Origin of the sequence: Nostoc sp. S13, from assembly GCF_029379315.1 — a bacterium.
Lineage (GTDB): Bacteria > Cyanobacteriota > Cyanobacteriia > Cyanobacteriales > Nostocaceae > Nostoc.
In genome coordinates this window covers 1-25,944 of the sequence record NZ_JAQYWQ010000059.1, presented here as the reverse complement: position 1 = coordinate 25,944, position 25,944 = coordinate 1, and the positions used below count along the sequence as shown (strand labels likewise).

At 41.9% G+C, this 25,944-nt stretch carries 21 protein-coding genes; 14 read left to right on the top strand and 7 right to left on the bottom strand.

Annotated features, from left to right (window positions below):
• Positions 1–39: 39 nt before the first annotated feature.
• The gene (locus PUQ00_RS18520) at positions 40–831 is read right to left on the bottom strand and encodes a DUF1868 domain-containing protein (RefSeq protein WP_300419269.1); all 792 of its coding nucleotides are present in this window, start codon (positions 829–831) and stop codon (positions 40–42) included.
• 245 nt (positions 832–1,076) lie between these two features.
• Between PUQ00_RS18520 and holA the strand changes: the two genes are divergently transcribed.
• Both holA and PUQ00_RS18510 read left to right on the top strand, forming a co-directional pair.
• A complete protein-coding gene (gene holA / locus PUQ00_RS18515) occupies positions 1,077–2,066 on the top strand; it encodes a DNA polymerase III subunit delta (RefSeq protein WP_300419284.1) in 990 nt (329 codons plus the stop codon).
• A 109-nt stretch (positions 2,067–2,175) separates the two neighbouring features.
• Positions 2,176–2,658 (top strand): DUF4168 domain-containing protein, encoded by a 483-nt coding sequence (locus PUQ00_RS18510; RefSeq protein WP_300419267.1) that lies wholly within the window; start codon positions 2,176–2,178, stop codon positions 2,656–2,658.
• A 269-nt stretch (positions 2,659–2,927) separates the two neighbouring features.
• Here PUQ00_RS18510 and PUQ00_RS18505 read toward each other — a convergent pair whose 3' ends face one another.
• The 3 genes from PUQ00_RS18505 to PUQ00_RS18495 form a co-directional block, all read right to left on the bottom strand.
• Positions 2,928–7,361: a PAS domain S-box protein gene (locus PUQ00_RS18505; protein WP_300419265.1), complete on the bottom strand. Its 4,434-nt coding sequence runs from the start codon at positions 7,359–7,361 to the stop codon at positions 2,928–2,930.
• Positions 7,362–7,548: 187 nt separating this feature from the next.
• Positions 7,549–9,924, bottom strand: coding sequence for a glycoside hydrolase family 31 protein (locus PUQ00_RS18500; RefSeq protein ID WP_300419263.1), 2,376 nt, complete (start codon positions 9,922–9,924; stop codon positions 7,549–7,551).
• Positions 9,925–10,294: 370 nt separating this feature from the next.
• Complete coding sequence (locus PUQ00_RS18495) at positions 10,295–10,525, bottom strand: hypothetical protein (RefSeq protein WP_300419261.1); 231 nt, start codon at positions 10,523–10,525, stop codon at positions 10,295–10,297.
• Between the two features lie 723 nt (positions 10,526–11,248).
• On the opposite strand from PUQ00_RS18495, the gene PUQ00_RS18490 reads away from it, so the two are divergent.
• Both PUQ00_RS18490 and PUQ00_RS18485 read left to right on the top strand, forming a co-directional pair.
• Positions 11,249–12,079 (top strand): phytoene/squalene synthase family protein, encoded by an 831-nt coding sequence (locus tag PUQ00_RS18490; protein ID WP_300419259.1) that lies wholly within the window; start codon positions 11,249–11,251, stop codon positions 12,077–12,079.
• A 533-nt stretch (positions 12,080–12,612) separates the two neighbouring features.
• The gene (locus tag PUQ00_RS18485) at positions 12,613–14,217 is read left to right on the top strand and encodes a serine/threonine-protein kinase (RefSeq protein ID WP_300419257.1); all 1,605 of its coding nucleotides are present in this window, start codon (positions 12,613–12,615) and stop codon (positions 14,215–14,217) included.
• Between the two features lie 397 nt (positions 14,218–14,614).
• On the opposite strand, the gene recA is transcribed toward PUQ00_RS18485, so the two are convergent.
• Positions 14,615–15,694, bottom strand: a complete 1,080-nt coding sequence (gene recA, locus PUQ00_RS18480; protein WP_300419255.1) for a recombinase RecA — start codon at positions 15,692–15,694, stop codon at positions 14,615–14,617.
• Between the two features lie 489 nt (positions 15,695–16,183).
• Here recA and PUQ00_RS18475 point away from each other — a divergent pair, with 489 nt between their 5' ends.
• The 10 genes from PUQ00_RS18475 to PUQ00_RS18430 all read left to right on the top strand — a co-directional run bounded on the left by PUQ00_RS18475 (position 16,184) and on the right by PUQ00_RS18430 (position 24,448).
• Entirely contained in the window at positions 16,184–16,717 is a 534-nt protein-coding gene (locus PUQ00_RS18475) for a hypothetical protein (RefSeq protein WP_300419254.1), read from the top strand.
• Positions 16,718–16,729: 12 nt separating this feature from the next.
• Positions 16,730–17,170: a hypothetical protein gene (locus PUQ00_RS18470; RefSeq protein WP_300419251.1), complete on the top strand. Its 441-nt coding sequence runs from the start codon at positions 16,730–16,732 to the stop codon at positions 17,168–17,170.
• Between the two features lie 8 nt (positions 17,171–17,178).
• Entirely contained in the window at positions 17,179–17,631 is a 453-nt protein-coding gene (locus tag PUQ00_RS18465; RefSeq protein ID WP_300419249.1) for an HNH endonuclease signature motif containing protein, read from the top strand.
• Positions 17,632–17,765: 134 nt separating this feature from the next.
• A complete protein-coding gene (locus PUQ00_RS18460) occupies positions 17,766–18,035 on the top strand; it encodes a type II toxin-antitoxin system Phd/YefM family antitoxin (RefSeq protein WP_300419247.1) in 270 nt (89 codons plus the stop codon).
• A complete protein-coding gene (locus PUQ00_RS18455) occupies positions 18,022–18,303 on the top strand; it encodes a type II toxin-antitoxin system RelE/ParE family toxin (RefSeq protein WP_292805626.1) in 282 nt (93 codons plus the stop codon). The genes PUQ00_RS18460 and PUQ00_RS18455 overlap by 14 nt, the downstream gene beginning before the upstream one ends.
• Before the next feature lie 60 nt (positions 18,304–18,363).
• Positions 18,364–19,641 (top strand): exodeoxyribonuclease VII large subunit, encoded by a 1,278-nt coding sequence (gene xseA, locus PUQ00_RS18450; protein ID WP_300419245.1) that lies wholly within the window; start codon positions 18,364–18,366, stop codon positions 19,639–19,641.
• A 31-nt stretch (positions 19,642–19,672) separates the two neighbouring features.
• Positions 19,673–19,900 carry an exodeoxyribonuclease VII small subunit gene (gene xseB, locus PUQ00_RS18445; protein ID WP_300419243.1) on the top strand — a complete coding sequence of 76 codons (228 nt, stop codon included), beginning with the start codon at positions 19,673–19,675 and terminating at the stop codon, positions 19,898–19,900.
• Positions 19,901–20,221: 321 nt separating this feature from the next.
• Positions 20,222–23,248 carry a leucine-rich repeat domain-containing protein gene (locus PUQ00_RS18440; protein WP_300419242.1) on the top strand — a complete coding sequence of 1,009 codons (3,027 nt, stop codon included), beginning with the start codon at positions 20,222–20,224 and terminating at the stop codon, positions 23,246–23,248.
• 6 nt (positions 23,249–23,254) lie between these two features.
• Complete coding sequence (locus PUQ00_RS18435; protein WP_300419240.1) at positions 23,255–23,665, top strand: hypothetical protein; 411 nt, start codon at positions 23,255–23,257, stop codon at positions 23,663–23,665.
• A 15-nt stretch (positions 23,666–23,680) separates the two neighbouring features.
• Positions 23,681–24,448, top strand: coding sequence for a hypothetical protein (locus tag PUQ00_RS18430; protein WP_300419239.1), 768 nt, complete (start codon positions 23,681–23,683; stop codon positions 24,446–24,448).
• An 88-nt stretch (positions 24,449–24,536) separates the two neighbouring features.
• On the opposite strand, the gene PUQ00_RS18425 is transcribed toward PUQ00_RS18430, so the two are convergent.
• Both PUQ00_RS18425 and PUQ00_RS18420 read right to left on the bottom strand, forming a co-directional pair.
• Positions 24,537–24,935, bottom strand: coding sequence for a PIN domain-containing protein (locus PUQ00_RS18425; protein ID WP_300419237.1), 399 nt, complete (start codon positions 24,933–24,935; stop codon positions 24,537–24,539).
• Between the two features lie 16 nt (positions 24,936–24,951).
• Complete coding sequence (locus tag PUQ00_RS18420; RefSeq protein WP_300419235.1) at positions 24,952–25,179, bottom strand: hypothetical protein; 228 nt, start codon at positions 25,177–25,179, stop codon at positions 24,952–24,954.
• Positions 25,180–25,944 lie beyond the last annotated feature (765 nt).

Sequence of the window (25,944 nt, the reverse complement as noted above, 5' to 3'; positions counted from 1 at the left end):
TAGTCAGTGGTTTTTACTCACTGACTACTAACTAATTACTTAAAAATCTAAAATCGGCCAGTCTGGTTCACGATAATAGCGTGTCATATTGTCAAACTTCCGCAATTCGACGCGATGAATCAAAAATTCTGGCAAATTAAACAGCCATTGTTCATTCAATTGAGAAAGCATTGTGCTGAAACTTGCGCGGTCTAAGTCAGATGAAACCTCCCCAAAATAGGCTAATGTAACATGGGCTGTGAAGTGATAATGCTGCTCAATACCCAAAGCAATTAACTTGGGATTTTGATAAATTGTTCGGCGAAATTTAATAATTTCCTCGTAGCAGCGTTCATCCTTGGGTACTAAGCAAACGGCTACAGCTCTTGGCATCAGTATTAGTCCCAGCATTTGCCATTTAATCGGATGACTCCTATTTGTCATCAATTGTTGATATTGCTGAAACATTTCGGCTAAACAAGAGTGTAACTCCTCGTCAAATTTGGGATTTTTTTCGTAGGTGTCAAGGTAAGCATTGTCCCAAATTAAATCGGCTAAAGTTAGATGGAAGCTAGCAGGAGGTACAGGTACAATCAAATTACGGTTTACAGGCAACTGTAAAAGTTCCTGTTGATAAGTCTGTAATTTGGCATAGAAAGCAGAGTTTTGTGATTCTTCTTCTGCCGCAGGCGGGGTAATTAGCGTATAGCCAGGAAAGGACGCTGCTTGCCTCAACCCAGAATCTGGCTGAAATTTAGAAGATTCCTGAATATGCTGGGCTTGGGATCTGTAGGCTTCTGGCAGCGTCAGTCGTGCTAACCGATTTAAGTAAGTTTGAAAGTTATCGTCCAATCTTCATAGCCTCACGCTCTCACTTGATAGATTTTAGGGAAAATTATCCAGATTAACAGAATGATTTCAAAAGTATTTAGTTTTTGGGAGTGGGGAGTGGGGAGTTAGGAGTTAGGAGTTAGGAGTTATAAATATTAACTCTTCACCAATGCCCCATGCCCCATGCCCCATGCCCCATGCCCCATGCCCCATGCCCCATGCCCAATGCCCCATGCCCAATGCCCCATCTAATAAAAGGTTTATCTATGCCAATCTATGTTTACTGGGGTGAGGATGATTTTGCCATAGAAAAAGCGATCGCTATGCTGCGCGATCGCATCCTCGATCCCCAATGGATAAGTTTTAATTACACTGCATTCCCCCCAGAGCAGGCTGATGCTGCGATTCAGGGGTTAAATCAGGTGATGACACCCACTTTTGGGGCTGGTGGGCGCTTGGTATGGCTGATAAATACTACTCTGTGTCAGCACTGTCCAGAGAATGTGTTAGGAGAATTGGTGCGATCGCTACCTGTGATTCCCGAAAACTCGTTTTTGCTACTCACCAGCCGCAACAAGCCAGATGAACGCCTCAAATCCACGAAATTATTAAAAAAATTTGCTACCGAGTTCCGAGAATTTCCGCTCATTCCCCCTTGGAAAACAGAATTACTGGTGCAATCTGTTAATCAAGCAGCCCAGATTGTGGGCGTGAAACTGAATGCCAATACTGCCCATCTGTTGGCAGAGTCTGTAGGAAATGATACACGATTACTCTACAATGAACTAGAGAAATTGCGGCTATATTCTCAAGGTAGCAATCAGCCTTTAGACGTAAGTACTGTTACGAAGCTAGTAAGAAATACTACTCAAAATAGCTTACAATTAGCAGCAGCAATCAGAACAGGAGATACAGCTAAAGCTTTGACAACGTTGGCAGATTTAAGCAATGCTTCCGAGCCGGGATTACGGATAGTTGCCACACTGATTGGACAATTTCGCACTTGGCTATGGGTCAAGATTATGATGGAAAGTGGGGAACGGAATCAACAAGCGATCGCTCAAGCTGCTGATATCGGGAATCCAAAACGGATCTACTTTTTACAGCAAGAAATCAGGCTGCTTTCTGTGCAACAGTTAATCTTTTGCTTACCCCTACTATTGGAGTTAGAAGTGAGCCTCAAGCAAGGAGCATCAGAAATATCAACACTCCAGACTAAAATAATCGAACTTTGTCAACTATGCCGAGGAAATTGACAATGAAATATAAAAGCTTGATGTATTTAGCAGTTGCTGGAACTTCCAACTCCGAAAATAATTCCAAGTCCTTATAATATCCCTGATGTAGTTTTGTGTCACACAGTATATGAAGAAAATTTCCCATTTATTTTCCCGATCTAGCCGAAAGCGAATCCTTGACCAATCATTCTTTTTCGGCGCGATCGCTACTGCGGGTGTGATCTTCAACGCTTTTCCATTGAGTTCAAAAGCTTACAGTCAAACTCCAGCACCAATAGTTAACAATACTGAAATCAACAGCTATGCTCAAGCCGTGCTAGCAATGGAGCCAGCACGTCAAAATGCCTTTGAAGAAATTAAAAAACTTATTGGCAATGGAGAAATTCCCAAAATTGTTTGTAACGATTCTAATAGCATAAATAATCTTCCCAGGAAGGCTCAAGATATTGCAGTGAATTACTGTACCCGCGCTCAAAAAATTGTCCAAGATAATGGTTTGAGCTTTGATCAGTTCAACAAAATTACTATAGAATTACAAAATAACAATATTTTAAAACGGCAGGTTTACGATAGCCTATTACGCCTGCAACAAACTCCTGAGTCTAGGTAAGGAATAAGAATTAAATAACATACAATTTATGTCCTTGGCTTACCTCACTCTCAATCCCTCTCCGATATATTGGAGAGGGAAGCTAGAGACAGGATGAAGTTTTCCATTTTATTTAATCCACGTTCCTAAATAGAAGAGCTTAATTCATATTCCCCACTCCCCACTCCCCACTCCCCACTCCCCACTCCTCATTCTCTCTTCATCCATTTCCCATTCATACATATAGGAAATATTTAAAACCACTCCCCACTCCCCACTCCCCATTCTCTCTAAGTCCGTCCCACAAGGCTAGCGACTACTGTAGCTAACTCAGCGGCTTCAATAGGTTTAGGTAAATGTAGCTGATAACCTTCTTGTATAGCTCGCATCCGATCCTCTGCCCTAGCATCATCTGTCAACGCGGCGGCGGGAATATTTCCGCCTAATTCTGGTGGTTGCGATCGCAGTTGGCGGATCAAAGAATAACCATTCTCTTGGGGCATACCGATATCGCTGACTAAAACATCTGGTTTCCACTGTGTAATTACCTGCAATGCTTCTGGAACTGATGCTACAGCCTGGACTTCGGCTTGGCACTGTTGCAGTACTGTGGTGATGAATTCACGGGTATCGGCTTGCTGATCTACTACTAGCACACGCACGCCAAGGAGGGAGAAGGGGACAGAGGCAGAGAGAGGCAAAGGGGCACAAGGGCAAAAGGGCGGACTCTTTAGAAGTGGTATTTTGACTGTAAACGTCGCTCCTTGTTCTTTACCTGGACTATTTGCGTGGACAGTACCGCCATGTAATTCTACTAAATGACTGACGATCGCTAATCCTAGTCCTAATCCACCATAGGCTCTAGTGTTAGAACTATCAGCTTGACGAAAGCGATGGAAGACGTAAGGAAGAAAATCAGGACTGATACCAATGCCTGTGTCAATTACTTGAATTTGGGCATATTTATCCGTTGTCTGTTGTTTTTCTTCGCCTGTAACTACTGACAATTGCATCTCTACCCGCCCTCCCACGGGCGTGAATTTGATGGCATTGGATAGCAGATTCCAGATAATTTGTTGCAAGCGCTCGAAATCCCCGGATACTAAGAATTGAGAATTTTCACTCAGATTGCTGTCCTCTGAGTATTGACTGGTTTGGGATTGTGCTTCTGAAGATTCTAGATTTTCGGGGTTGATTCCTAATCCCAAATCTGAATTTTGCGCAAAAGTGTCCACGGGGAGTATCCCCGGTGGCGCATTTTGCGCGAAAGTCTCCACGGGGAGTATCCCCGGTGGCGCATTTCGCGTTTCTTTTGAAGGAATCAGGGAAAATCTTAAATCGATTTTTTTGGACTGGGCGGCTAGACTAACAGTTTCGATGGCTGACTCAATCATCGGAACTAAATTACAAGTAAGGACATTGAGGCGTAACTTACCTCTAATCATCCGTGATATATCCAGCAAGTCTTCAATTAGCTGGGTTTGGGCTTTCGCATTGCGCTCAATTGTCTCCACAGCCCTAGCCATTAGGGTTTCATTGAGCTTACTTCGTTGCAGTAGTTGCGCCCAGCCCAGGATGGCATTCAGGGGCGATCGCAATTCGTGAGACAATATCCCTAAGAATTCATCCTTCATCCGGTTAGCCTCTTGCAACTGCTCAGTTTGTTGTTGCAAAGAAGCAATTAAACTAGCCCGTTCCATTGCGATCGCTATTTGGTCGCATACTGCCTGCATCATCCCCTTTTGATTGTCGGTGAAGCTTAACCGAGTGCGGCTGCCAAAAGAAAGAGTACCCAACAGCCGTCCTTGGGCGATTAATGGATAACCATAATAAGCAGTAATACCTAAAGAGCGAATCAATTCTGTTTTCTCTTCAGTTGATTGCTGCACATTATCTACAGCTATTGCACAACGCTTCTGGGCTACAGTACCGCAAACCGCTTCACCAAATGCCAAAGATTCAATTTCCTTTGCCAGTTCCTGAGAAATACCACTGTAAGACTCTAGCCGCATTACCTGAGAGTTATTTTCAACCAAATAGTTAAAGTAAATATCTAAACCAATTTGCTGTGAGAGTTTTCGGTAGACGCTATCGATTAGTACTACTGGTTGCTGGCTGGATAGTAAATCGTTAGCTGTGTTGAATAGTAGCTTTAGCCTTTTGTAACCTAATGAGAGGGCTTTTTCTATGTGCTTCAGGTTGCTGATTTCTTGGAACACCAAGATACAGGTAGCCGGATGACCGTGCATTGCTTGTAGGGTATCAGCAAATACCAGTAGAGAGCGTACACCACCGGGAGTGTGCCAGTCTACCTCCAATCCATTCAGGCGTTCGCCAAGGGAAACCCGCACTCCTGGCATTTGCTCATTGGGAATGCGATCGCCAGCTGCATTCGTGTAGTGGTAAACTGTGTGATAATCTCCGGCTGGTACACCTTTGGGAAATTCGCCCCCAGCTAATTCGTTAGCAGAGCGATTGGCAAAAGTTACCCGCGCCGTTCCTGGTTCAATAAACAGCAACGGTCTTGGCATCAGATTTAACACATCCTCCAGCCATTTTTGCTGATTTAGGAGTACTTCCTCTGCCTGTTTGCGCTCCGTAATATCTAAAAATGCACCAACGCTTCCTCTGGTTTTACCCTCTTCGTCAAATAGGGGTGCAACATACTCCAACAGGTTGACAATTTTTCCATTTTCATGGACGACATCGAGTTCACAATCTAGAACTTCGACACCATGAGTAGCAGAGTATTGCATTGGGAGTTCCTCTGCTGACAGTTCCCTTCCCTCGCGGTAGAATTTAAAGCTTGTCGGTTTTTCGTCCAAGGAAGCATTTGTATCTGAGGATATCCCCAACTGCTTGGCAAAAGCAGGGTTGACCTTGATATTTTGGCATTTTGGATCTTCGGCAATGCCAATTCCAATGGGAATGACCTCCAACAGAGTTTGTAACTCAGTAATCCGGCGCTGTAAATCCTTGTTTAGTTGTAAGATTTGTTCCTTAATCTGTTTTTGTTCGCTGATGTTGCGAGTCACAGTTGCTAAGGCAATTGGCTGACCTGTCTTGTTGTCTGTAACAGTGAAGATGTTGTAATCAACTGGTATCGGTTGACCTGTTTGGAGATGGCAAAAGCAGAATTCTCCCTGCCAGCGCCCTTGTAATAGCACAGTCGGCAGTATATGTTCTTGAAAATAGGCTTTGTCTTTGGGCATGACGTAATCTAAAACTGCTTTTTGCCTGACTTCATCAAGGCTTGCAAGCCCTACCAACTTTTGACCTGCATCATTTATATAGAGTAATTCACCCTCAAGGGTGGCGATGCCGATAAAGTCAGAGCTATTTTCTACCAGCGATACTAATTTTTGTTGCTCTGCTTCTGCTTGCTTGGGTTCGCTCAAGTCAAGGATAAACGCTACTGACTCTTTCCGGTTTTCTCCTAGCAGCACGTAACCAACTAAAACCGGGACGCGGCTACCATCCTTGCGAATATATTCTTTCTCATAGGGCGTACAAGCAGCGTTAGTGTTACCTTGTGCTTCAGCGATACCTCGCTCGTCTAAATATAAATACTCTGGTGGGGTGATATTGCTCCAACTTAATCTACCTGCTAACAAATCCTCGCGTGTGTAACCAATCATCCTCAAGAATTCGTCGTTTGCCTGCTCGATACCGCCATACACGTCGCCAAAGAGAATGCCGATGACGTTAGCATCTACAAAACTTCCCAGTTTAGCTTCGTAGGTTCTCAGTGCTTCTTGGGCGCAGTCGCGTTGCTCGCTAAGGCGTTCAATAACCGCCGCACTTTGCCAAATCAAAATAGTAAAAATTACAATTAGGACGATCGCAAACACTGATACTGCAAAAGCCAGATCGTATTGTCCTGCCCGTTGACCTTCAACAATTACCCATCCTAATCCAAAAGGTACTGCGATCGCGGCAATTAATAAACGACGTGCAAGTAAGCCGCCGTAGCTATCACTTGTAACTACCCTCATTAACCCCTGTTCTGCCCGCGCCCACAGAATGCCGATACTTAATAAGAGGAACAACAGCGCTGTGTGTAACGCCATTGATGTTGTATAAGGGGCAAATCCGTAAAGAACTTTCACTTTGTAGGCATAGCCCATGAGCGCCTGAAAGGAAATTAAAGTAACGATCAGAGCGATAATCTGGACATACCAATAACTGCGGTGGGTTTTTGGATGAATCAAAATCTGTAGGGCAACGCTGACCAATATAAAGTTTAGCGCTGTACTCACCCCCATTCGCCCCGGATACGATGTGGTTATAGTAATTGGCGAATCACGGAACAGTAGCTCGTCAATGCCGAAATCCCAGGCAAAGAGATATTCACAGAGTGTGAGGGCAGCAATTGTGGTGACAGCTATTGCAAAGATCCTAGAAATTTGCAGAGTCGGGAATAATTTTGAATTTTGTACGCCCTTGGCGTTACCGTAGGGTATTTTGAATTTTGAATTGTTTCCCTCTGCTTTTAAAAATAGCCAGAGCGACACACCACACAGCACAAAACATAGCGCTGTGTTGACTTTCATTGTGGCAGGACTATCAGGGAAGCCGCGTTTAAGAACTTCAATGCCAAGACACCAGCCAACTAGTACCAAGCTGCCAACAAAAACCGCGATCGCACCTGCAACTTTTGCCACAAGTCGATTTGTCGGGATTTTATATCTATCTTGCAGCCGCAAGCGGTTAATATTTAACATTTAGTGTTTTCTAACCGCATCTATCTAGCGTAGTAAACTTACGTATTTCTTACGGTTTAACTATTTATATCTTTTGTATTTTAAGCCACTCCTTAACTTACTTTTCATCTATCCCGATGCATACTTTTGCTTGCAGAATTGAGAATTAGAAATAAAGGTGATTCAAAAAACCACCTTTGTGAGTATTTCAGAATTGCAGAGTATGTCGCTTACCATCATCTTGGAAACGTTGCTCTCCAACACCAACAAGTTCTACAATCACTTCACGCGGTGGAGGTGTCCATTCTCCTATTCTCGCAGCAATTTCAACTACTGTTTGATTAGACTCAGTAAATACGCTGATATTTGTTTGCGAAAACATTTTATCTTGATACTTGTTTGTGTATCCATCATCTTCAAATAGCTGATATTCGTTATTACCAAGCCAAATTCGGAATCGGATCTCGTCGAGTGGGGCTTGATCAACGTATTGCTTGACAGGTTGCATGGGAACGATCGCACCACCACGGACATACAGGGGCATTTTTTCGAGTGGTGCATGGGCAAGAATGTGAATTGGGCCTTCATAGCGATCGCCACTCCACCAATCATACCAAGTGCCAAGGGGTAAGTAGACAGATCGATGCTCAACTCCAGGGCGGTAAATTGGTGCAGCCATCAGCGACACACCTAGCAATACTTGATCGTAGAGGCTATAGGTTTTCGGATCGTTGGGGAAATGGTACAATAATGGTCTTAAAATCGGTGCGCCAGTTGTTGCCGCTTCCCAGAAAAGATTATAAATGTAGGGAAGTAGTTGATAACGTAGATTAATATATTCTCGACAGATATTTTCAACGCGATCGCCAAATACCCAAGGTTCATGACGAGCAGTAGACATTGCCGAGTGAGCGCGCATCAATGGGTAAAGCATTCCTACTTGTATCCACCGAGCGAATAATTCAGCTGTAGCGTTACCAGCAAATCCGCCAATATCGCAACCCACAAACGCCACACCCGAAAGTCCCATATTGCAAAGCATCGGCAGAGACATTTCTAAATGCTCCCACAACGATTGGTTATCTCCCATCCACACAGAAGACCAGCGTTGCACCCCAGCATAACCCGATCGCGTTAACACAAACGATCGCTCAGAGCTTCGATGCCGTTCCAACCCTTCATAGGAGGCTTTAGCCATCATCAACCCATACAAATTATGCACTTCTGTATGAGTCACATCAATTTTAGATTTTGGATTTTGAATTTTGGATTTTGGATTTTCTTCCTCTCCTCCCTGCGGTGCATCTAGCGGAAACCAAATCTTTTCACCATCATCACCGAAAGGGCGATCGTTTATGGCAGGTTCATTCATATCATTCCAAATTCCTGCCACACCAACATCAGTTAAGTTTTTGTGTAAATCAGCCCACCAGTTACACACATCAGGACGTAAAAAGTCAGGAAAAACAGCTTTCTCAGGCCAAACGTAGCCGTGAAACAATGTACCATCAGCTTTCTGCACAAAATAGTCGTTTTCTATTCCTTGGTCAAAAACATCATAATTGCCTTCTGGTTCATACTTCACACCAGGATCAATGATTGTAACTGTTTTGAAACCATCCTCTGCTAAATCACTAATGAGTTTTGCCGGGTTGGGGAAACGTTGAGGACTCCAAGTAAACACGCGATAACCCCGCATATAGTCAATATCCAAGTGAATGACATCGCAGGGAATACGGCGTTGGCGAAATTCCTTTGCTAGTTCCCGCACAACAGTTTCTGATTCGTAACTCCAGCGACATTGATGATAACCTAGCGCCCATTTCGGCGGTAATGGCATTCTCCCAGTTAGCTGAGTGTATGTGTCCAGAATTTGGGCAGGTTCGGGGCCATAGATAATGTAATAATCCAATTCACCGCCACGAGTTTCCATTTTCCAAATACCTGGTTGTTCAGCACCGATATCGAACTGACTCCAAAAAGTGGTATTGAAAAACATGCCATAGCTTACCTGCGGACGCAAAGCCATAAAAAATGGAATTGCTTGGTACATTTCATCAGTAAGTGAATCATAATCTAAGGCATCCGTTGTCCAGTTGCTTTTTACTTCGCTGAGTTTATCTAGCCAGCCTGTGCGTTCACCAAAGCCATAGAAATGTTCATCGGCTGCAATTTGCTTCCATCCCGCAACTGCGCCCATCCGCCAACCCATCCCCATCTCTGCATCTTGAGCAAAGGGGCGATTAGCTTTGTCAAAATAGGTAATGCGACACTTTTCTCGTTGGACACATACACGAATCTGTGCTGTTTCAATTTCTATCGTTGCTTCAGTTTCCCGCACCACAAAAGGTATTGTCGCCCATTCTGCATCATCCAGCGTCACTGCCCAAGAACGGCGAGGCATAAATTCCCCTGTTGGTGCGAAACGCACGCGGATTAAATTGGGAGCAAGTACGCTGATGGTAAGACGTGAGTCGCCACAGTCAAAATTAATAATACTATTGTCCCAGGTTACAGCTTTTACATTGCTAACAGTTGTCCAAGGTTGGTTAGTAGTGGGTAGTTTTCCGAAATATTGCGGCATATTAGTTATTCAGCAGGTTAAAACTTCTCCGCATTCATGATTACAGAGATACTCAGCCTGAAACTCTTTCTTTCGCTAGAAGTTGGGTGAGAGATTAGCAGATATTTTTTAGCAAGAGTGATTTTTGTAATGCACAAAATGTTGTCGTTACAAAGATTTATAGCGGTTCTCGGTTGAGTAGGTACTGAACCCCACCCCCCTAAGAGAAAGCGAGGAGGGGGCTAAGATGTACCTTATCTGATTAGGAAACGCTATATCACAACCTAGCTCCGGTAAGGCGTTGCCTCTATTTGCTCTCTAATCCTGGTTTGAAAATACCGGGAAGAGCAGGTTTTAGCGATTAGTATTTAGGACTTACGTAAAATATCTCTCAAACTCTGATTTCTCCGTGTCCTCCGCGCCTCTGCGGTTCGCTATTCCGTAACTCGTGCGTAAGTCTCTTAGCCGTCTGTCTGGTAACGGTTGTTACTCCTACTTCAATATAAGCAAGTCGTGGTGGTTCGCGATCGCGCAACTCCATCACAATGCCATCGACTTTACCCATTTTGCGCTGATTGCGATCAACTAATTGGTTATCAAGAACATCTCTAATAACATCCATTTTGTATCACTTCCCGTTAATTATTGATAGATTTACTAAGCCAAAGAGGCGCAAATATTCACAAATATTTTGTTGAGTGGGCAAACAGCCCAGTTGTTTATTGTCAATTTAGTAAATATACGGGAACTTCTGATTCTGGGTTTTGGTCACTTTATTTCACTTTCAACAGCAAGGAGGCTCCCACTGTAACCAATCAAGCGTAGGCGTAGCCTAACCCAGCGATCGCAGGCATTTATATCCAATTTAACTTACTTTAACTCTTCGGCAAGCCGCCGTTCGCACCTCAAAGATACGTATAGTTACTGTTATCCGTTACCAGCTTTTCCGAAATTGTCTTTATATATACAATAATTACACTTTGTTAGTCAAATTAACGCAGACTTTAACCACTTTCAAATCCCAAAAATAGATGTTTGCTCAGAGAAAAATTTCGCGGTAATAAACCAAATATTACCATAATTCTTTATATATAAGCTAAAAGTTGATGAAAGCTATATCAAACGACACCTGACGCATTTTTGCAGCCAAAAACCTATATACTAGATTAGAGTTTGATAAATTTGAGAGTTTTATTAATTGCAACACCAAAAACTATTAATTTTTAGATGAAATACTAGCGTATCTTATGGTCTATAGTTTTTAAGGTTTAGTCAAAACTATATCCAGTATCATCAAAAAACTGCAAACTTCATGTGGTGCAAAAATCAAGTGGGGAGTGAAAACATGAATTTACGTAGAGATGCATTGCAAATCCTCAAAGAAACTAGCCGAACTTTTTATATCCCAATTAGTCTTTTACCGCCAGGATTGCAAGAAGCAGTAGCATCAGCATATTTGTGTATGCGTGCCATTGATGAAATTGAAGATCATCCCGAACTAGATAACGCTACTAAAGCAAAGCTGTTAAAAACGATTAGCCTGACATTACAGGCAGGAGTTGATGGCTTCGCGGTAGATGCTTTCTTTGCAGGATTTAGTGGGTATGAGAATACCTTACAAGAAGTCACTGTGAGAATTAGAGAATGGTCGCTGTTAGCACCAGAGACCATTGCACCTCGAATTTGGGATGCTACTGCTGCAATGGCAGACCGGATGGCTTACTGGGCAGAAAGAAACTGGAAAATTTACACAGAATCTGATTTGGATCGTTATACCTTTGGGGTTGCAGGTGCAGTGGGATTGTTACTATCCGACTTATGGACTTGGTACGATGGAACCCAAACTAACCGTACCCAGGCAATTGGGTTTGGTCGGGGTTTACAAGCAGTTAATATCCTGCGTAATCATACTGAAGATTTAGGGCGTGGGGTAGACTTTTTCCCAGAGGGTTGGAGTGCAGCAAATATGCAAGAGTATGCGCGGCGCAATCTAGTCTTGGCAGAAGCTTATACCAAAAATCTTCCGACTGGCCCAGCCTTAGATTTTTGCCAAATTCCCTTAACCTTAGCTAATGGCACTCTTGACGCTCTTGCTAATGGTAAAGAGAAACTCAGCCGCAGTGATGTTGTTGCACTTATCGAACAGCTGATTAGTGTGAACATGAAAGCCAGCTAATAGTCTGTTAACAAGTAATGGAGATGATTCTAAATTGCCTCCAAATTTGGGCATCCAAAATTCTACAGCGATTTTCTGTAGGGGAGCCAGTTGCTCTACTTCAGGTCTCCTGAAGTAGAGCAACTGGCATTGGGCACTGCCCTCCAATACTTTTAAAGACCAATTCTCCAAAATAAGACTACAGATACAATCATCGGCAAACCCAGATTAAATTTGACTTTCTCAATTCCGAATTACGTTAGCGAGTCGGGAGAGCAGCACACTGCCCGTAGCAAGCTTAAAAAAAAACCTCATCAGGAATTACGATTTGGTATAAAGTCATCTAAATAGGATTTATCAGTCTAGGTATAATAAACTATCTTCTTTTGGCGATCGCTTTACGTAATCTGACTTAAACTTTAGAAACTCTTCAAAGGATTTCCAGCAAAAATTACCTGGCAAGAATTGATTAATATTTAAATAATTGAAAAAGAGTATAACAGAAACAGAGTATAAGATTCCCCGTGATTATTCGTGCAGCGAGTTGAGGGTGCATGAGCTACTGCTTAAATCCTATCTGTCCCAATCCAGAAAATTTGGTATATAGCCAAAGGTGTCAGTCTTGTGGCTCGCAACTACTGTTGCGCGATCGCTATCAGGTGATCAAACCATTAGGTCAGGGTGGCTTTGGAGCAACCTTCTTAGCCAATGATCAAGGCTTACCAGGAGAACCGAGTTGCGTAATCAAGCAATTACGCCCATCAGGAAGCGCCCCACACGTTTTACAGATGGCCAGAGAACTGTTTGAGCGAGAAGCCAAAACTCTAGGTAAGATTGGCAATCATCCGCAAGTACCAAGATTATTAGACTATTTTGAAGATCATGAACAATTCTATTTAGTTCAAGAATACATTAGTGGTGATACCTTGCAGGAGGAGGTCAAACTTAACGGCATCATGAGTGAAACTGGAGTCAAGCAATTTTTGAGCGAGATTTTGCCACTACTGCAATACATTCACGAGCAAAAAGTGATTCACCGTGATATCAAGCCAGCCAACTTAATTCGCCGCACTCAAGATTCCAGAATGGTACTCATCGACTTTGGTGCCGTCAAAGACCAAGTTAGCCAAGGTGCAATAAGTCAATCAGGACAGACAGCATTAACTGCATATGCTATCGGTACTCCTGGTTTTGCACCTCCAGAGCAAATGGCTATGCGTCCAGTCTACGCCAGTGATATCTATGCACTGGGAGTGACATGCATTTATTTATTGACTAGCAAAACTCCTAGAGATTTAGATTACAATCCCAACACTGGCGAGATGATGTGGGAGCAGCTTGTGCAAGTGAGTGACCACTTGAGCAATGTGTTCCGAAAAATGTTAGAGGTATCTGTACGTAATCGCTATCAGTCAGCGGCAGAAGTTCTCAGAGCATTGGAAATAGAACCATATTTAGATAGTTTAGCAAAGGGTTTACTGACTAAATCTAATAGTGGAGCTAAAGAGCGAACATACAACCATCGGGAAAATTCTGCTGTTTTATCTAACAACCCTTCTGCTGCTGTCACCAGTGTCGGAGTGGCACAGGTAGCGGCAGCAATTCGCGCTAGGCGAGCCAAGGCAGCGGAAGCGGCTGGATTACAGCACGGTTCTGGGATGGCCAAATCAACGACTTTAACTAACAGCAACAGCAGTAGTTCGCAATTTCAAAATTCTAAAGTTGAGCGGAAGTTAGATACTCAAGGTTTATTAACAGCTTATCTGAAGGGAAGACGGGATTTTGCCCTACACAATTTAAGTTTGCTGAACCTGCAAGGTGCTGACTTATCCCAAACAAATTTCCATTCCGCTCAATTGCAAAAAACCAATCTCCAGGGGGCTAATCTCCAAAATAGTGACTTTGGCAGAGCCAGTCTGACTCGCGCAAATCTCAAGGATGCTGATTTGACTAAGGCATACTTTAACCATGCTGATTTAGAAGGGGCAGACCTGCGAGGCGCAGACCTCAGCAATGCTTATCTTAGCAATGCTAACCTCCGAGGAGCAAATTTGTGTGGTGCTAATCTTACCAGTGCCAAAATTTCTGATGAGCAGCTAGCACTAGCAAAAACAAATTGGATGACCATCCGCCCCAATGGTAAACGAGGCTTGTTGTAAGTTGAAAGTTTAGATTTCGGAGCTATCCTATTCAACATATTGATTTCAACAGTATGGCGATCGCGCTGATCTGCCGATCAAGCTCAAAGATGGCGATCGCATCCGTCTAGGCTATCATTGGTCACTACTTAAGGCTAAAATTTATCGTAACTTCAGTTCAGAACAGAAATCAGAAATTTTAGACCGCTTTTTTAATAGACAAATATGATATAATACCAGCTAAAAAATTGGAAATTATCTGAGCACAACGAAAAAAGCCATAAAAATGATTGCTCGTCATCTAGAAGCAATCATTTTTATGGCTTGCTGTAACTCATTAATACCTTGGAAAAGGTGGGTTAGCTCTCTTTGTAACCCACTACAGATTAAAAGTTGCAGATTAATAAATCCACATTCCTTATTCTTCTAGCTCTAAATCGACTTCTTCCTCTTCATCGCCATCACTGGGTTTAGCTACAGAGTTAGCAGAAACAACAGCCCCTTTATCTAGCTTTTCACGCACTAGTTGCTTAATTTGTTCAGCAAATTCAGGCTTTTCTTCTAGATACTTAATGGCGTTGTCTCGTCCTTGAGAAATGTTGTCGCCATTGTAGCTGTACCAAGCTCCCTTGCGGACAAGTACGCCAGTTTCTTCTGCCAAGTCTACAATACAACCCAAGGTAGAAATTCCTTTGCCAAAAATAATATCAAATTCCGCAATCCTAAAAGGCGGAGCTACTTTATTTTTAGCTACTTTAACTTTGACGCGATTCCCAAATTCTTCTGTACCTTTTTTCAAAGTTTGAATCCGGCGAATATCCAAGCGCACCGAAGCGTAGAACTTCAATGCATTACCGCCAGTTGTGGTTTCTGGGCTACCATAAGTAACACCAATTTTTTGCCGCAACTGGTTAATGAAAATTACTGTACAACCAGATTTACCAATATTTCCCGTAATCTTACGTAGGGCTTGGCTCATCAACCGCGCTTGCAGACCGACGTGGATATCACCCATATCGCCTTCAATTTCAGCGCGAGGAACCAGTGCTGCTACTGAGTCAATGACTACAATATCAACCGCAGCAGAGCGAACAAGTTGATCGACAATTTCCAAAGCTGATTCGCCAGTGTCAGGTTGAGAAATCAGCAAATTGTCAATATCTACACCCAATGCCGCAGCATAGGTGGGGTCAAGGGCGTGTTCAGCATCAACAAAGGCAGCAATACCGCCATTTCTTTGCACTTCGGCGAGTGCATGTAGTGCTACTGTAGTCTTCCCGGAACTTTCCGGGCCATAAATTTCAATTACCCGACCCTTGGGTAAACCACCACCCAATGCTAGATCCAACGTGAGCGCCCCACTAGAAATCGTCTCTACCCGCATCCGGGTAGCATCCCCCAGGCGCATGATTGCTCCTTTACCAAAGCTGCGCTCAATCTGGTTGAGCACCATAGTCAGCGCTTTTTGCTTGCCAGAAGTATCGGTGTTGATAGCCATTCCTGCCTCTAATGCCTCTAAATATATGGTTTTAAGGAGTGTTGCTTTGGGAGTGTGAGTAGAACAGATATACTATTTTAACCAGAAAATTCTGGAATAGGACTTCTCAAATCAAAAAAAGGGTATGACAAGATCGTAACTCGATCGCTACCAGATTAGGGTAGTCTTGCACAATGATACCAACTTGCATTCAGAGATAGCTTTTTTTGGCTGGGTAAGCAAGGGGTTTTCAAAGAAAAATTATCTAAACAACTGACCTTACGCAGTCTACATAGTTAGACTGCTTTATTTTGGAAAGATAAAAGCCTAGTACAACGCGGCGCGATCATTGAAAGGTTGAATTTTGCTCACTCACAACATAAACTCCAGTAGTCCCCGGTATCGATAAGTTTAGTAAAGTTAGCGTTTTTGTTAAATTTGGCCTATTGGCATGGAGATAATATACTGATATTATTGTAATATAAATCACATTAATCATCTTAAGCAAACGTGAATAAGTCACAGGCTATTAAGTTACTTGAAAGTGAGGCATGGACAAAAGCAGATGCTATGCGTGCTTTGGAAGTAATTGACTTTAGTACCAATCCTGATGAAATTACCATTCGCAGAGCTATTTCGCCTTTTGCTGGTTCTGAACTAATTAAGCGTCAACGCCTTCAAGCTGCCCAGAAAGGTCTGGTAACGAAGAAAACTAGAGAGATTGAGTTGAAGGAGCAGGAGTATGCTGCCAAAATTGACCAAGTTAAAAAGTATCCAAAACAGGAAAGAGAAAAATATGAAGCCGAAATTAAAAGCTTGTTTCAGAGAAATAGTATTTTAGCAGTTGAACTAAAGACAATATATTCTCAAAACAAAAATTTAACCGAGGTGAATGAACAACTCAAAAAAGACAATAAATCTCTAAAAAGTTTAGTGGATCAAATTAGACTTAAATTAGCTATTAATACTAAAACAATTCTCCAATATGAAGACAGTGAAATTCGGAAAGCAGTAATTACTTTTTTTAAATGGACTTTAGGATAAAGTACTAATTATATGAATAATCCAAAAAGCAAAAAAAGGAATTTTAGAGGAATGAGTTATCGGGTTGTTCAACTTGCTAACTCCAAGAATCGAAATAAGCTTCATAAAAAAGATCAAACTTGGCTAAAAGAAGAATTTTATAAGAATATTGGCTGGGAGAATGTTATTAAGCTTTATCAGAAAGTAGAGGAGTTTATAGATAATTACCAGCTTGAAGAATTAACACTTGAGGAATTATTTATCGAGGCTGATCGTATTGGTAATAAATATCTCACTAATCAAGAAATAAAAGAGTATAACCAGAGCTTATCTAGAGAAGTTAATGAGGTAGCAGAAGAAATAGATAAGCAGTTTCCTGATACTGAGATGGAATTTATTGATTTCAGTAAAAATAAGAATATTAAATCTCAAAATAAACAAAATATCAAGACATATAGAACTGTCAAATTTTAGTAAAAAATATGGTTAATCTTGAAGGTAAAGAACTTAAAGAATTATTTGAGCTTGCGGACAAAATTGGTAACAAGCGATATAACAGATTAACTTATCAAGATTTTGAAAATTATAGAGAATTCGATTACTGGCGCTATATTAATGGTGATCATGAGTGTGGTACAACTCAAGAGAGTAAAGATTGGGTGAGAGAAAATTCAGACTGGTATTGTCCAATTTGTGCATCTCACTACTCTGACAAAGGTGGTAAGACAATAGATCACAAGCTACCTCGGTCACAGTATCCTTGGTTATCAATGGAATTCAAGAATTTATGGGTTATTTGCCAGGTTTGTAACAAAGAAAAGGGTGAAATGCATTGGTACAAGTATGAACACTATATATTTGTTCACTATCCGGATCTTTATCTTGCTGTGAAGATGGCACGTCCTAGCCAGTTACTCCAGTCTCAGAAGGATTAATCACCTATTGCTTTAACGCGCATTAGAAAATCTCACATTCAATAATGAACACTATATTATCTTGAGCCAGAATTGAGATGAGAAGATTTATCTGCTAAAATATAGTCAAAATATCTAAAGTAGTCAAAATTGCTATGCAGACTTACACTCTTACAGATGCTCGTAACAAACACGGTGAGGTTTTTGATAAGGCTGCTACTGAGCCAGTCCTACTAACTAAGCAATCACGGCCTAGTCATGTGATTATCTCAGCCGAGAGCTACCAAAAATTAATTAATCGGCTGGAAGAATTAGAGGATATGGTTTTTGGTCAAGCAGCTGAAGTTGCTCTGAGTCAGTCCAAAATGATTGGTGCGGAGGCTTTTACATCTGCACTAGAGCATTTAGCTAATGGCGAAGCTTGATGGTCTAGCAACTGTTCTTGATTTTCTGAACGGTTTACAGCCTAAAATAGCAGCACAGATTGCAAAAAAGGTTTTGGCTTTGAATGTTGAGCCTTTACCCGCTGATAGTGAGCAGCTATCTGGTTATCAGGGTTTATATCGAGTTGATAGTGGTGAATATCGAATTGTTTACAGGTATTTTCCCGATCAAGATTTAGTAGAAGTGATTTTAGTCGGTAAGCGCAATGATGATGATGTCTACAAAAGATTAAAGCGTTTACTAGCATAGACTTCTGTTTTGATTAAAATGCTAAAATCGCTCCAGCACAAATGCTTTCAGGCATCTTTGATGACTTTCGACCTTCCCGACTCTCTAATTCTCGATACAGCGCTTTCAGTATCTGGATTAACTGACTATATCCGCTTGCTGTTAGAGCAAGATGAACAATTACGGCAAGTTTGGGTAACTGGCGAAGTTTCCAGCGCTAACCATCATCGCAGTGGTTTATTTTTCACGCTGCAAGATACCGATCGCACCGCCGGAATTAAGTGTGTAGTATGGAATAGCCAATTGCCAAAACTCGCCCAGATACCCGTTCCCGGTGAGCAAATAATCATTTTGGGTAGTATTCGCGTTTATCCGCAACGGGGAGAGTATCAGTTATCAGTTTGGCAGACTCTACCTGCTGGTGTTGGTTTACAGGCGCTGCGCTATCAACAACTAAAAAATCGCTTGCTGGCTGAGGGGTTATTCGATGCTCAAAGAAAGCGATCGCTCCCAATCCACCCCCAAACTATCGCTGTCGTCACTTCACCAACGGCTGCTGCTTGGGGTGATATTCAAAAAACCCTCAAGCAAAGGTATCCAGGTTTACAGGTTTTATTTTCTCCAGCTACTGTACAAGGTGAGCAAGCGCCGGAATCTATCGTCAAAGCAATTGAGCGGGTGGAAAGAGATGGTCGCGCCGAAGTGCTAATTTTATCGCGGGGTGGTGGCGCAGTTGAGGAATTGGCTTGTTTTAATGATGAACGAGTGGTGCGATCGCTTGCTAGTTGTTCCATTCCTGTAATTACCGGTATCGGTCATCAACGAGATGAATCTTTAGCAGATTTAGTTGCAGATGCTTGTGTGCATACACCGACTGCGGCGGCGGAAATGGTTGTGCCAGCCCTTTCAGAGTTGTATACTGAGCATCGGGAGCGAGTTGTGGCTTTACATGAAGCGGTGCATGACTTTAGGGAAAATGCTGAGAATAAACTGCAAGTATTACAAAATCGTTTGCGGCGTTTGCGGTTAGATCGACAAGTGCAGCAAGAGGTGCAAAAGCTAGCTTGGAAACGTCAGCAATTGGTGCAAATTACGACGGGGCGATCGCAGCAAGCAACGCAGCATCTAGAGTTATTACGGCAGAAGTTGGCTAGTCTTGACCCGAAAGCGGTGTTACAGCGTGGTTATGCAGTGGTTAGGCGGGAAAATGGGGCGATCGCTCGTTCTGCATCGGAGTTGGCTGTGGGGCAAGAGTTAATGATTCAGTTGGGGCAGGGTGGGGTTAAAGTGAAGGTTATGGAAATAAACGAACCGCAGAGGCGCAGCGAAAAGTCGGAGCGCCGGCTTCCGGCGATCTGAACTTTTCAAGAGAGAGGACACAGAGAGTTGAATGGTTAAACGTAAAAGTGCTTCTAGTTCTGAGGAAGGTTGGAATTATGAGGCGAAGGTTGTTGAGATAGAGGGAATTATCGCTCGGATTGAGGCGGGTGAATTGGAATTGGAAGAGGTTTTTGATCAATTTACTAAAGCTGTTGAATATTTACGTCAGTGCGAAAGTTTTTTGCAGCAGCGACAGCAGCAAGTAGATTTATTAATTGAAACTTTGAGTGATGAGTAGAAATATTCAAATTTGTTAGATAGTGTGATTGCCCCGTGATGTACTGTCAGGGATGCGATCGCTCGATTTTGTAAGCAATGCCAAATGTTGATCGTAGGTATCATAAGAGAGATAGCTAGAAACCAGATTTAGATATATGCGTAGGCGTAGCCTAAATCCGCAATATCCCAAACAGCAAACTGACAAGTTAGCACTCGCGCGATCGCTTTTCCTATCATTTCAAGGCGCGATTGCCAACAAGTGGTAATTTAGCATTTTTCGCTAATTCAGTTAAGATAATCTTGATCAATCTTCTTTCCTTTTACCCTTCTCCTTGGAATTATGACGCAGGATGAGTTGTTGGTACTGATAGATCGCGCCGTGGCTGAGGGTTGGCGAGAGTTAGACTTGTCGGGGCAAGAGTTGACTGAGTTACCTGTGGAAATTGGTAAGTTGCAGCAGCTTGAGTCTTTGATTTTGGGAAAGAAGGTTGAAGATTATGAACGAGTAGGAAACCGCTATCTCGAAAAGGTTTCAAGCAACAATTTAAAAACGCTTCCACTCGAACTATTAAGTTTGCCTAATTTGCGTAAGTTAGATATTAGTGGCAATCCTTTAGAGAGCATTCCCGATGTGATAACGCAAATATTACATTTAGAGGAACTTATCTTAATTCGAGTAGAGCTAACTGAAATACCTGATGCGATCGCTAAATTAACCAATCTGACGCAGCTTCACCTCGATGGCAACCAAATAACCCAGATTCCAGAGGCGATCGCGAAATTAACCAATCTGACGCAGCTTCACCTCAGTATCAACAAAATAACCGAGATTCCAGAGGCGCTCGCTAAATTAACCAATCTGACGCAGCTTCACCTCAATATCAACAAAATAACCGAGATTCCAGAGGTGATCGCTAAATTAACCAATCTGACGCAGCTTCACCTCAGTATCAACAAAATAACCGAGATTCCAGAGGCGATTGCTAAATTAACCAATCTGACGCAGCTTATCCTTGATGGCAACAAAATAACCCAGATTCCAGAGGCGATTGCTAAATTAACCAATCTGACGCAGCTTATCCTTGATGGCAACAAAATAACCCAGATTCCAGAGGCGATCGCTAAATTAACCAATCTGACGCAGCTTATCCTCAGTTCCAACCAAATAACCCAGATTCCAGAGGCGATCGCTAAATTAACCAATCTGACGCAGCTTATCCTCAGTTCCAACCAAATAACCCAGATTCCAGAGGCGATCGCTAAATTAACCAATCTGACGCAGCTTATCCTCAGTTCCAACCAAATAACCCAGATTCCAGAGGCGATCGCTAAATTAACCAATCTGACGCAGCTTATCCTCAGTTCCAACCAAATAACCCAGATTCCAGAGGCGATCGCTAAATTAACCAATCTGACGCAGCTTATCCTCAGTTCCAACCAAATAACCCAGATTCCAGAGGCGATCGCTAAATTAACCAATCTGACGCAGCTTATCCTCAGTTCCAACCAAATAACCCAGATTCCAGAGGCGATCGCTAAATTAACCAATCTGACGCAGCTTATCCTCAGTTCCAACCAAATAACCCAGATTCCAGAGGCGATCGCTAAATTAACCAATCTGACGCAGCTTATCCTCTATAACAACCAAATAACCCAGATTCCAGAGGCGATCGAAAGTTTGCTGGAATTGAAAACACTAGATTTACGGGGAAATCCGCTTCCTATTTCACCAGAGATTTTAGGATCTTCTTATGATGTTGGTTCAGTTAAAGACATTCTCAATTACTCGCGATTACTGCGTAGCGGTGAAAGGCGTCCACTTAACGAAGCCAAACTCTTACTCATCGGACAAGGCAGCGTCGGTAAAACATCCCTCATCGAGCGACTAATCCGCGATAAATATGATAAAAATCAACCCCAAACCGACGGACTCAATGTAGAAATTTGGAACGTGCAAGTCAATAGCAATAGCAAAGACATCCGCCTGAATGTTTGGGACTTTGGCGGACAGGAAATTTATCATGCTACCCATCAGTTTTTTCTGACTAAGCGCAGCCTCTATCTCCTCGTTTGTAATTGTCGCACCAGCGAAGAAGAAAACCGCATCGAATATTGGCTGAAACTAATCGAAAGCTTCGGCGGACGTTCCCCCGTGATTATCGTTGGCAACAAAAAAGACGAACAACCCCTCGACATCAACCGCAAGGCATTACGCGAAAAATATCCTAACATCCAAGCGATTATCGAAACCTCCTGCCAAGACAATATCGGCATTGATGAACTTCGCACCGCTATTTTGCAGCAAGTTGGCAACCTCAAAGAAGTCTACGACCTTCTACCCCTGACATGGTTTGAGGTTAAACAACAACTCGAATCCATGACTGAAGACTTCATCAGCTACAGTAGCTATATCGGCATTTGCTACAAAAACAATATTCCTGAAGAACAAAACCAAGAGCAACTAATCGACTTGCTACATCGACTCGGCTTAGTTCTCAACTTCCGCGATCATCCCATCCTCAAAGATACCAACGTCCTCAAACCCAACTGGGTGACAGAAGGTATTTACGCGCTCTTGAGCGATGAAAACCTCAAAACTCAAACTAAAGGCATTTTCACCCCCGACGATCTCACCCGCATCCTCAATCCAGAGCGATACCCCACCAAGCGTCACAGTTATCTGATCGGGCTGATGAAAGAATTTGAGCTTTGCTTTGCACTAGAATCTACGCCACCACAATTTCTGATTGCGGGACTTTTGCCCAAAGACCAACCAGACGAAACAGAACTCCATGACGAAACCCTGGAATTTCAATACCATTATAAAGTTCTCCCCGAAAGCATCATCTCCCGCTTCATCGTCATCACCCACGAAAAAATTCATAACCAAATCTATTGGCGCAGTGGCGTAATGCTGCAATATCAAGAAAACAACGAAATTTACAACATAGCTCGGATCAAAGCCGATCCCGAAGACAAAAAAATCTTCATTACCATTAGCGGCCGCCAAGAAACCCGCCGCTTATTTCTCGGCATTATCCGCGATGTCTTCAACAAAATCCACAACACCTTCCCCAATCTCGAAATTACCGAATGGGTTCCCATCCCCAACCATCCTAAACATCCACCCTTCGATTACCAAGAACTTCTGGGGCTTGAGGCAATGGGTGAAAGCACAATCACCATCGGCAAACTAAAATTAAAACTCGATTTACGTCAACTCTTAGATGGTTACGAAACAATTATCAATCGACAAAATCAACAAAAAAGAATTGTCCCTCAATATGAAGACATATCTATCAAAACAATATTGCGCGATAATATATCATCTTCAGAAATCAAATCTATAGTTAGTGGAGATATATAGTTATTAATGGTCAATATCGATAAGCTACATTTTATCTTCCCAGAAAGCTATATTGAACTCTGTCAATTAATCACTAAATGTCTTAAGACTGATCCAAAAATACTTTGCGAAGAAACAAATTATGATTTACTTAATCTAAACATAGACAATATACATCAGATTGCAAAAAGTCTTGATGAAACAAGCATCCTAATTCTTGCTTACTGTGATGAAATGCCTTCGGAAAGTTTTTATAAATTAGGAATAGCGTTTGAAAAAAAGAAGTCAATAATCTTAATTAATATTATTCAGTCCAATATTGAAGAAAATTCAATACCTCGTTACGTTAAGAAAGATTATTTGTTAATATATTCAGAATCACAAGATTTACAAAAAAATATAAAACCTTTACAAAATTTATGTTCAGAGTTAAAATAAAAAATTAATTTTCTTTTGGATAAAAATCTAAGTCTACCAGATTCCTTGTATCATCAAGCACTAGATTATTGTAAACATTTAGAAAAAATTACAGGTAGTAATATTGAAAAGGTTGATTTCGATCTATTTAGAAATAGACTGACGGATTATGAAGAGAAGAACGGAAGAGAAACTTTAAATCAGTTATTCATAAATAAAAGTGATGAGCTATATACTGATTTACTCGATTGGATCGCTTATGACAAGTTTCAGCTTTGTGCGGTATTGCTGTCGGCTAAAAAATCACTAGAATCGCGTCAGAAAATACAAGAAGGCAATCCAGAAAGCGATCGCTCTACAATTGTCAACATTTACAATAACAACCAGCAAGGAGAACATAAACCCATGACAGAAAATACAAATAACCTTCAAGGCGCAAACATTGCCAACTTTGCCAACGAAGTCAAAGACAACGCCAGACAGCAAGCCTCTAACTTCACCCAAACAAGCGGCGCAAACATCAGCGAAATTCTGCAACTGATCGGCAACCTGCGCCAAACTGCTGCTCAATTCCCGCCAGAAATCCACGACGACATCATCATTGATATTGATGATGTAGAAGCAGAAATTCAAAAGCCAGAAAAAGAACGCAATTTACCCAAACTCAAAAAGCGTCTACTAGCTTTACTAACTGCTGCTACTCTAGTCGCTGCTCCGATCGCAGGTATGACAGACTTTACAAACAATGTTATGGAAATAGGGAACAAATTAAATATCGAACTAAAGCTTCCCTCTGGTAAATAGACTTTTCTAACTCCAGAGGCGATCAGCTTGAAATGATGCCAGCCTTTGATTTGATGAGAATTGAACTAGCGATCGCAAAGCAAAATAATTACCAAATAATTGAGATTAACTTTGCAGCAAAAATATTTTGATCGCAAGTTAATAAAGCTACTTGATTTCCTTGACTCTCTACAACTAAAGCTGTTGATACAATTTGGCGATCGTGCATTTCATTGATAGAGGTTAGTTCTACACTTTTTTCAATGACATTATAATCCAGTGGATGTATAAAAACTCGTTTATCATTCTTAACAACCTTTAACAAGGCATCAACAGAAGGAATCGAAGTTTTACCACGACTAACGATCCATACCGACTCCGCCAAAGCGATCGCAGGCAAAATTAATTCACTGGTTGCATCGGAAAGAATAGCTTTTACAATAGGGCTTAAACGAGAATTACCTTCTAAAAACCAGATTAGAGCATGGGTATCAAGTATATATTTCATGTTGATAGATTCATATCTAACTCAGAGCCTCGTCAGCATTGCCATGAAACTCAGCATCTTTGAAATCAGACTCAGTGGATTGCTGAGAACCTGAAAACATACCAAAAGACATAAGCTGACTATCTAAACTGACTGATTGAGAAGTTAAAAAAGTTACAAAAACTTGGCTTTCAGTAATATTTTGTGGGACTTCAGCTAATTCGATTTTGCCGTTCCTGTATATTCCTTGAATTGTTTGTAACATAATGGGTTGCGTTGAGTAACTTGAGCAATCGCTAATAAATCATGGCACTAGAACATTTTAGCTAAAATTTGACAGACTCAAAACCTTCTGTATGCTGTAAAATTAGTTGTGAATGGCGCGATCGCATAGTTTGAAATAATACCCGCCTTTGATTTGATGAAAATTGAACTAGCGATCGCCGAAATAACAAATGGATTCGCCGAAATAACAAATGGGTACTCCGAAATAACAAATGGGTTCGCTGAAATAACAAATGGGTTCGCTGAAATAACAAATGGGTTCTCCAAAATAACAAATGGGTTCTCCAAAATAACAAATGGGTTCGCCAAAATAACAAATGGGTTCTCCGAAATAACACAACCCAACCTACGAATCAAGGCATTTTTTGATTTGGCAAAGGTATTAGACCTCTTGCAAAAGTCCCTAACACCCCACCCCCAGCCCCTCCCCTTAGCACTACGGTGTACACACAAGTCGAATTACCCCCCTTAATCCCCCCTTGTAAAGGGGGGAAACCAAGAGATTCTAGTTCCCTCCCCTTTGCAAGGGGAGGGTTAGGGTGGGGTAATTCTACGTAACCATCAGTACCCAGATGAGACAATCCGCCACACGCTGCGGCTTGACACTTATAACCTCTCCATAAAATTTGTGTCCAATAGGAAGATTCTGCTTTAACTTCTGGCACTGTTTAGCGATATCACTCATATAGGAATCCTATTTGAGTTTTGAACAAGCTCCGTACATCTGAAGAGTGGCAAAGTCAAA

What these genes read in the sequence shown, in the direction of transcription:
- holA (WP_300419284.1), top strand. Translation starts at nt 1,077, where the DNA reads ATGCCAATCTATGTTTACTGGGGTGAGGATGATTTTGCCATAGAAAAA.
- PUQ00_RS18510 (WP_300419267.1), top strand. Translation starts at nt 2,176, where the DNA reads ATGAAGAAAATTTCCCATTTATTTTCCCGATCTAGCCGAAAGCGAATC.
- PUQ00_RS18505 (WP_300419265.1), bottom strand. Translation starts at nt 7,361, where the DNA reads ATGTTAAATATTAACCGCTTGCGGCTGCAAGATAGATATAAAATCCCG.
- PUQ00_RS18500 (WP_300419263.1), bottom strand. Translation starts at nt 9,924, where the DNA reads ATGCCGCAATATTTCGGAAAACTACCCACTACTAACCAACCTTGGACA.
- PUQ00_RS18495 (WP_300419261.1), bottom strand. Translation starts at nt 10,525, where the DNA reads ATGGATGTTATTAGAGATGTTCTTGATAACCAATTAGTTGATCGCAAT.
- PUQ00_RS18490 (WP_300419259.1), top strand. Translation starts at nt 11,249, where the DNA reads ATGAATTTACGTAGAGATGCATTGCAAATCCTCAAAGAAACTAGCCGA.
- PUQ00_RS18485 (WP_300419257.1), top strand. Translation starts at nt 12,613, where the DNA reads ATGAGCTACTGCTTAAATCCTATCTGTCCCAATCCAGAAAATTTGGTA.
- recA (WP_300419255.1), bottom strand. Translation starts at nt 15,694, where the DNA reads ATGGCTATCAACACCGATACTTCTGGCAAGCAAAAAGCGCTGACTATG.
- PUQ00_RS18470 (WP_300419251.1), top strand. Translation starts at nt 16,730, where the DNA reads ATGAATAATCCAAAAAGCAAAAAAAGGAATTTTAGAGGAATGAGTTAT.
- PUQ00_RS18465 (WP_300419249.1), top strand. Translation starts at nt 17,179, where the DNA reads ATGGTTAATCTTGAAGGTAAAGAACTTAAAGAATTATTTGAGCTTGCG.
- PUQ00_RS18460 (WP_300419247.1), top strand. Translation starts at nt 17,766, where the DNA reads ATGCAGACTTACACTCTTACAGATGCTCGTAACAAACACGGTGAGGTT.
- PUQ00_RS18455 (WP_292805626.1), top strand. Translation starts at nt 18,022, where the DNA reads ATGGCGAAGCTTGATGGTCTAGCAACTGTTCTTGATTTTCTGAACGGT.
- xseA (WP_300419245.1), top strand. Translation starts at nt 18,364, where the DNA reads ATGACTTTCGACCTTCCCGACTCTCTAATTCTCGATACAGCGCTTTCA.
- xseB (WP_300419243.1), top strand. Translation starts at nt 19,673, where the DNA reads ATGGTTAAACGTAAAAGTGCTTCTAGTTCTGAGGAAGGTTGGAATTAT.
- PUQ00_RS18440 (WP_300419242.1), top strand. Translation starts at nt 20,222, where the DNA reads ATGACGCAGGATGAGTTGTTGGTACTGATAGATCGCGCCGTGGCTGAG.
- PUQ00_RS18435 (WP_300419240.1), top strand. Translation starts at nt 23,255, where the DNA reads ATGGTCAATATCGATAAGCTACATTTTATCTTCCCAGAAAGCTATATT.
- PUQ00_RS18425 (WP_300419237.1), bottom strand. Translation starts at nt 24,935, where the DNA reads ATGAAATATATACTTGATACCCATGCTCTAATCTGGTTTTTAGAAGGT.
- PUQ00_RS18420 (WP_300419235.1), bottom strand. Translation starts at nt 25,179, where the DNA reads ATGTTACAAACAATTCAAGGAATATACAGGAACGGCAAAATCGAATTA.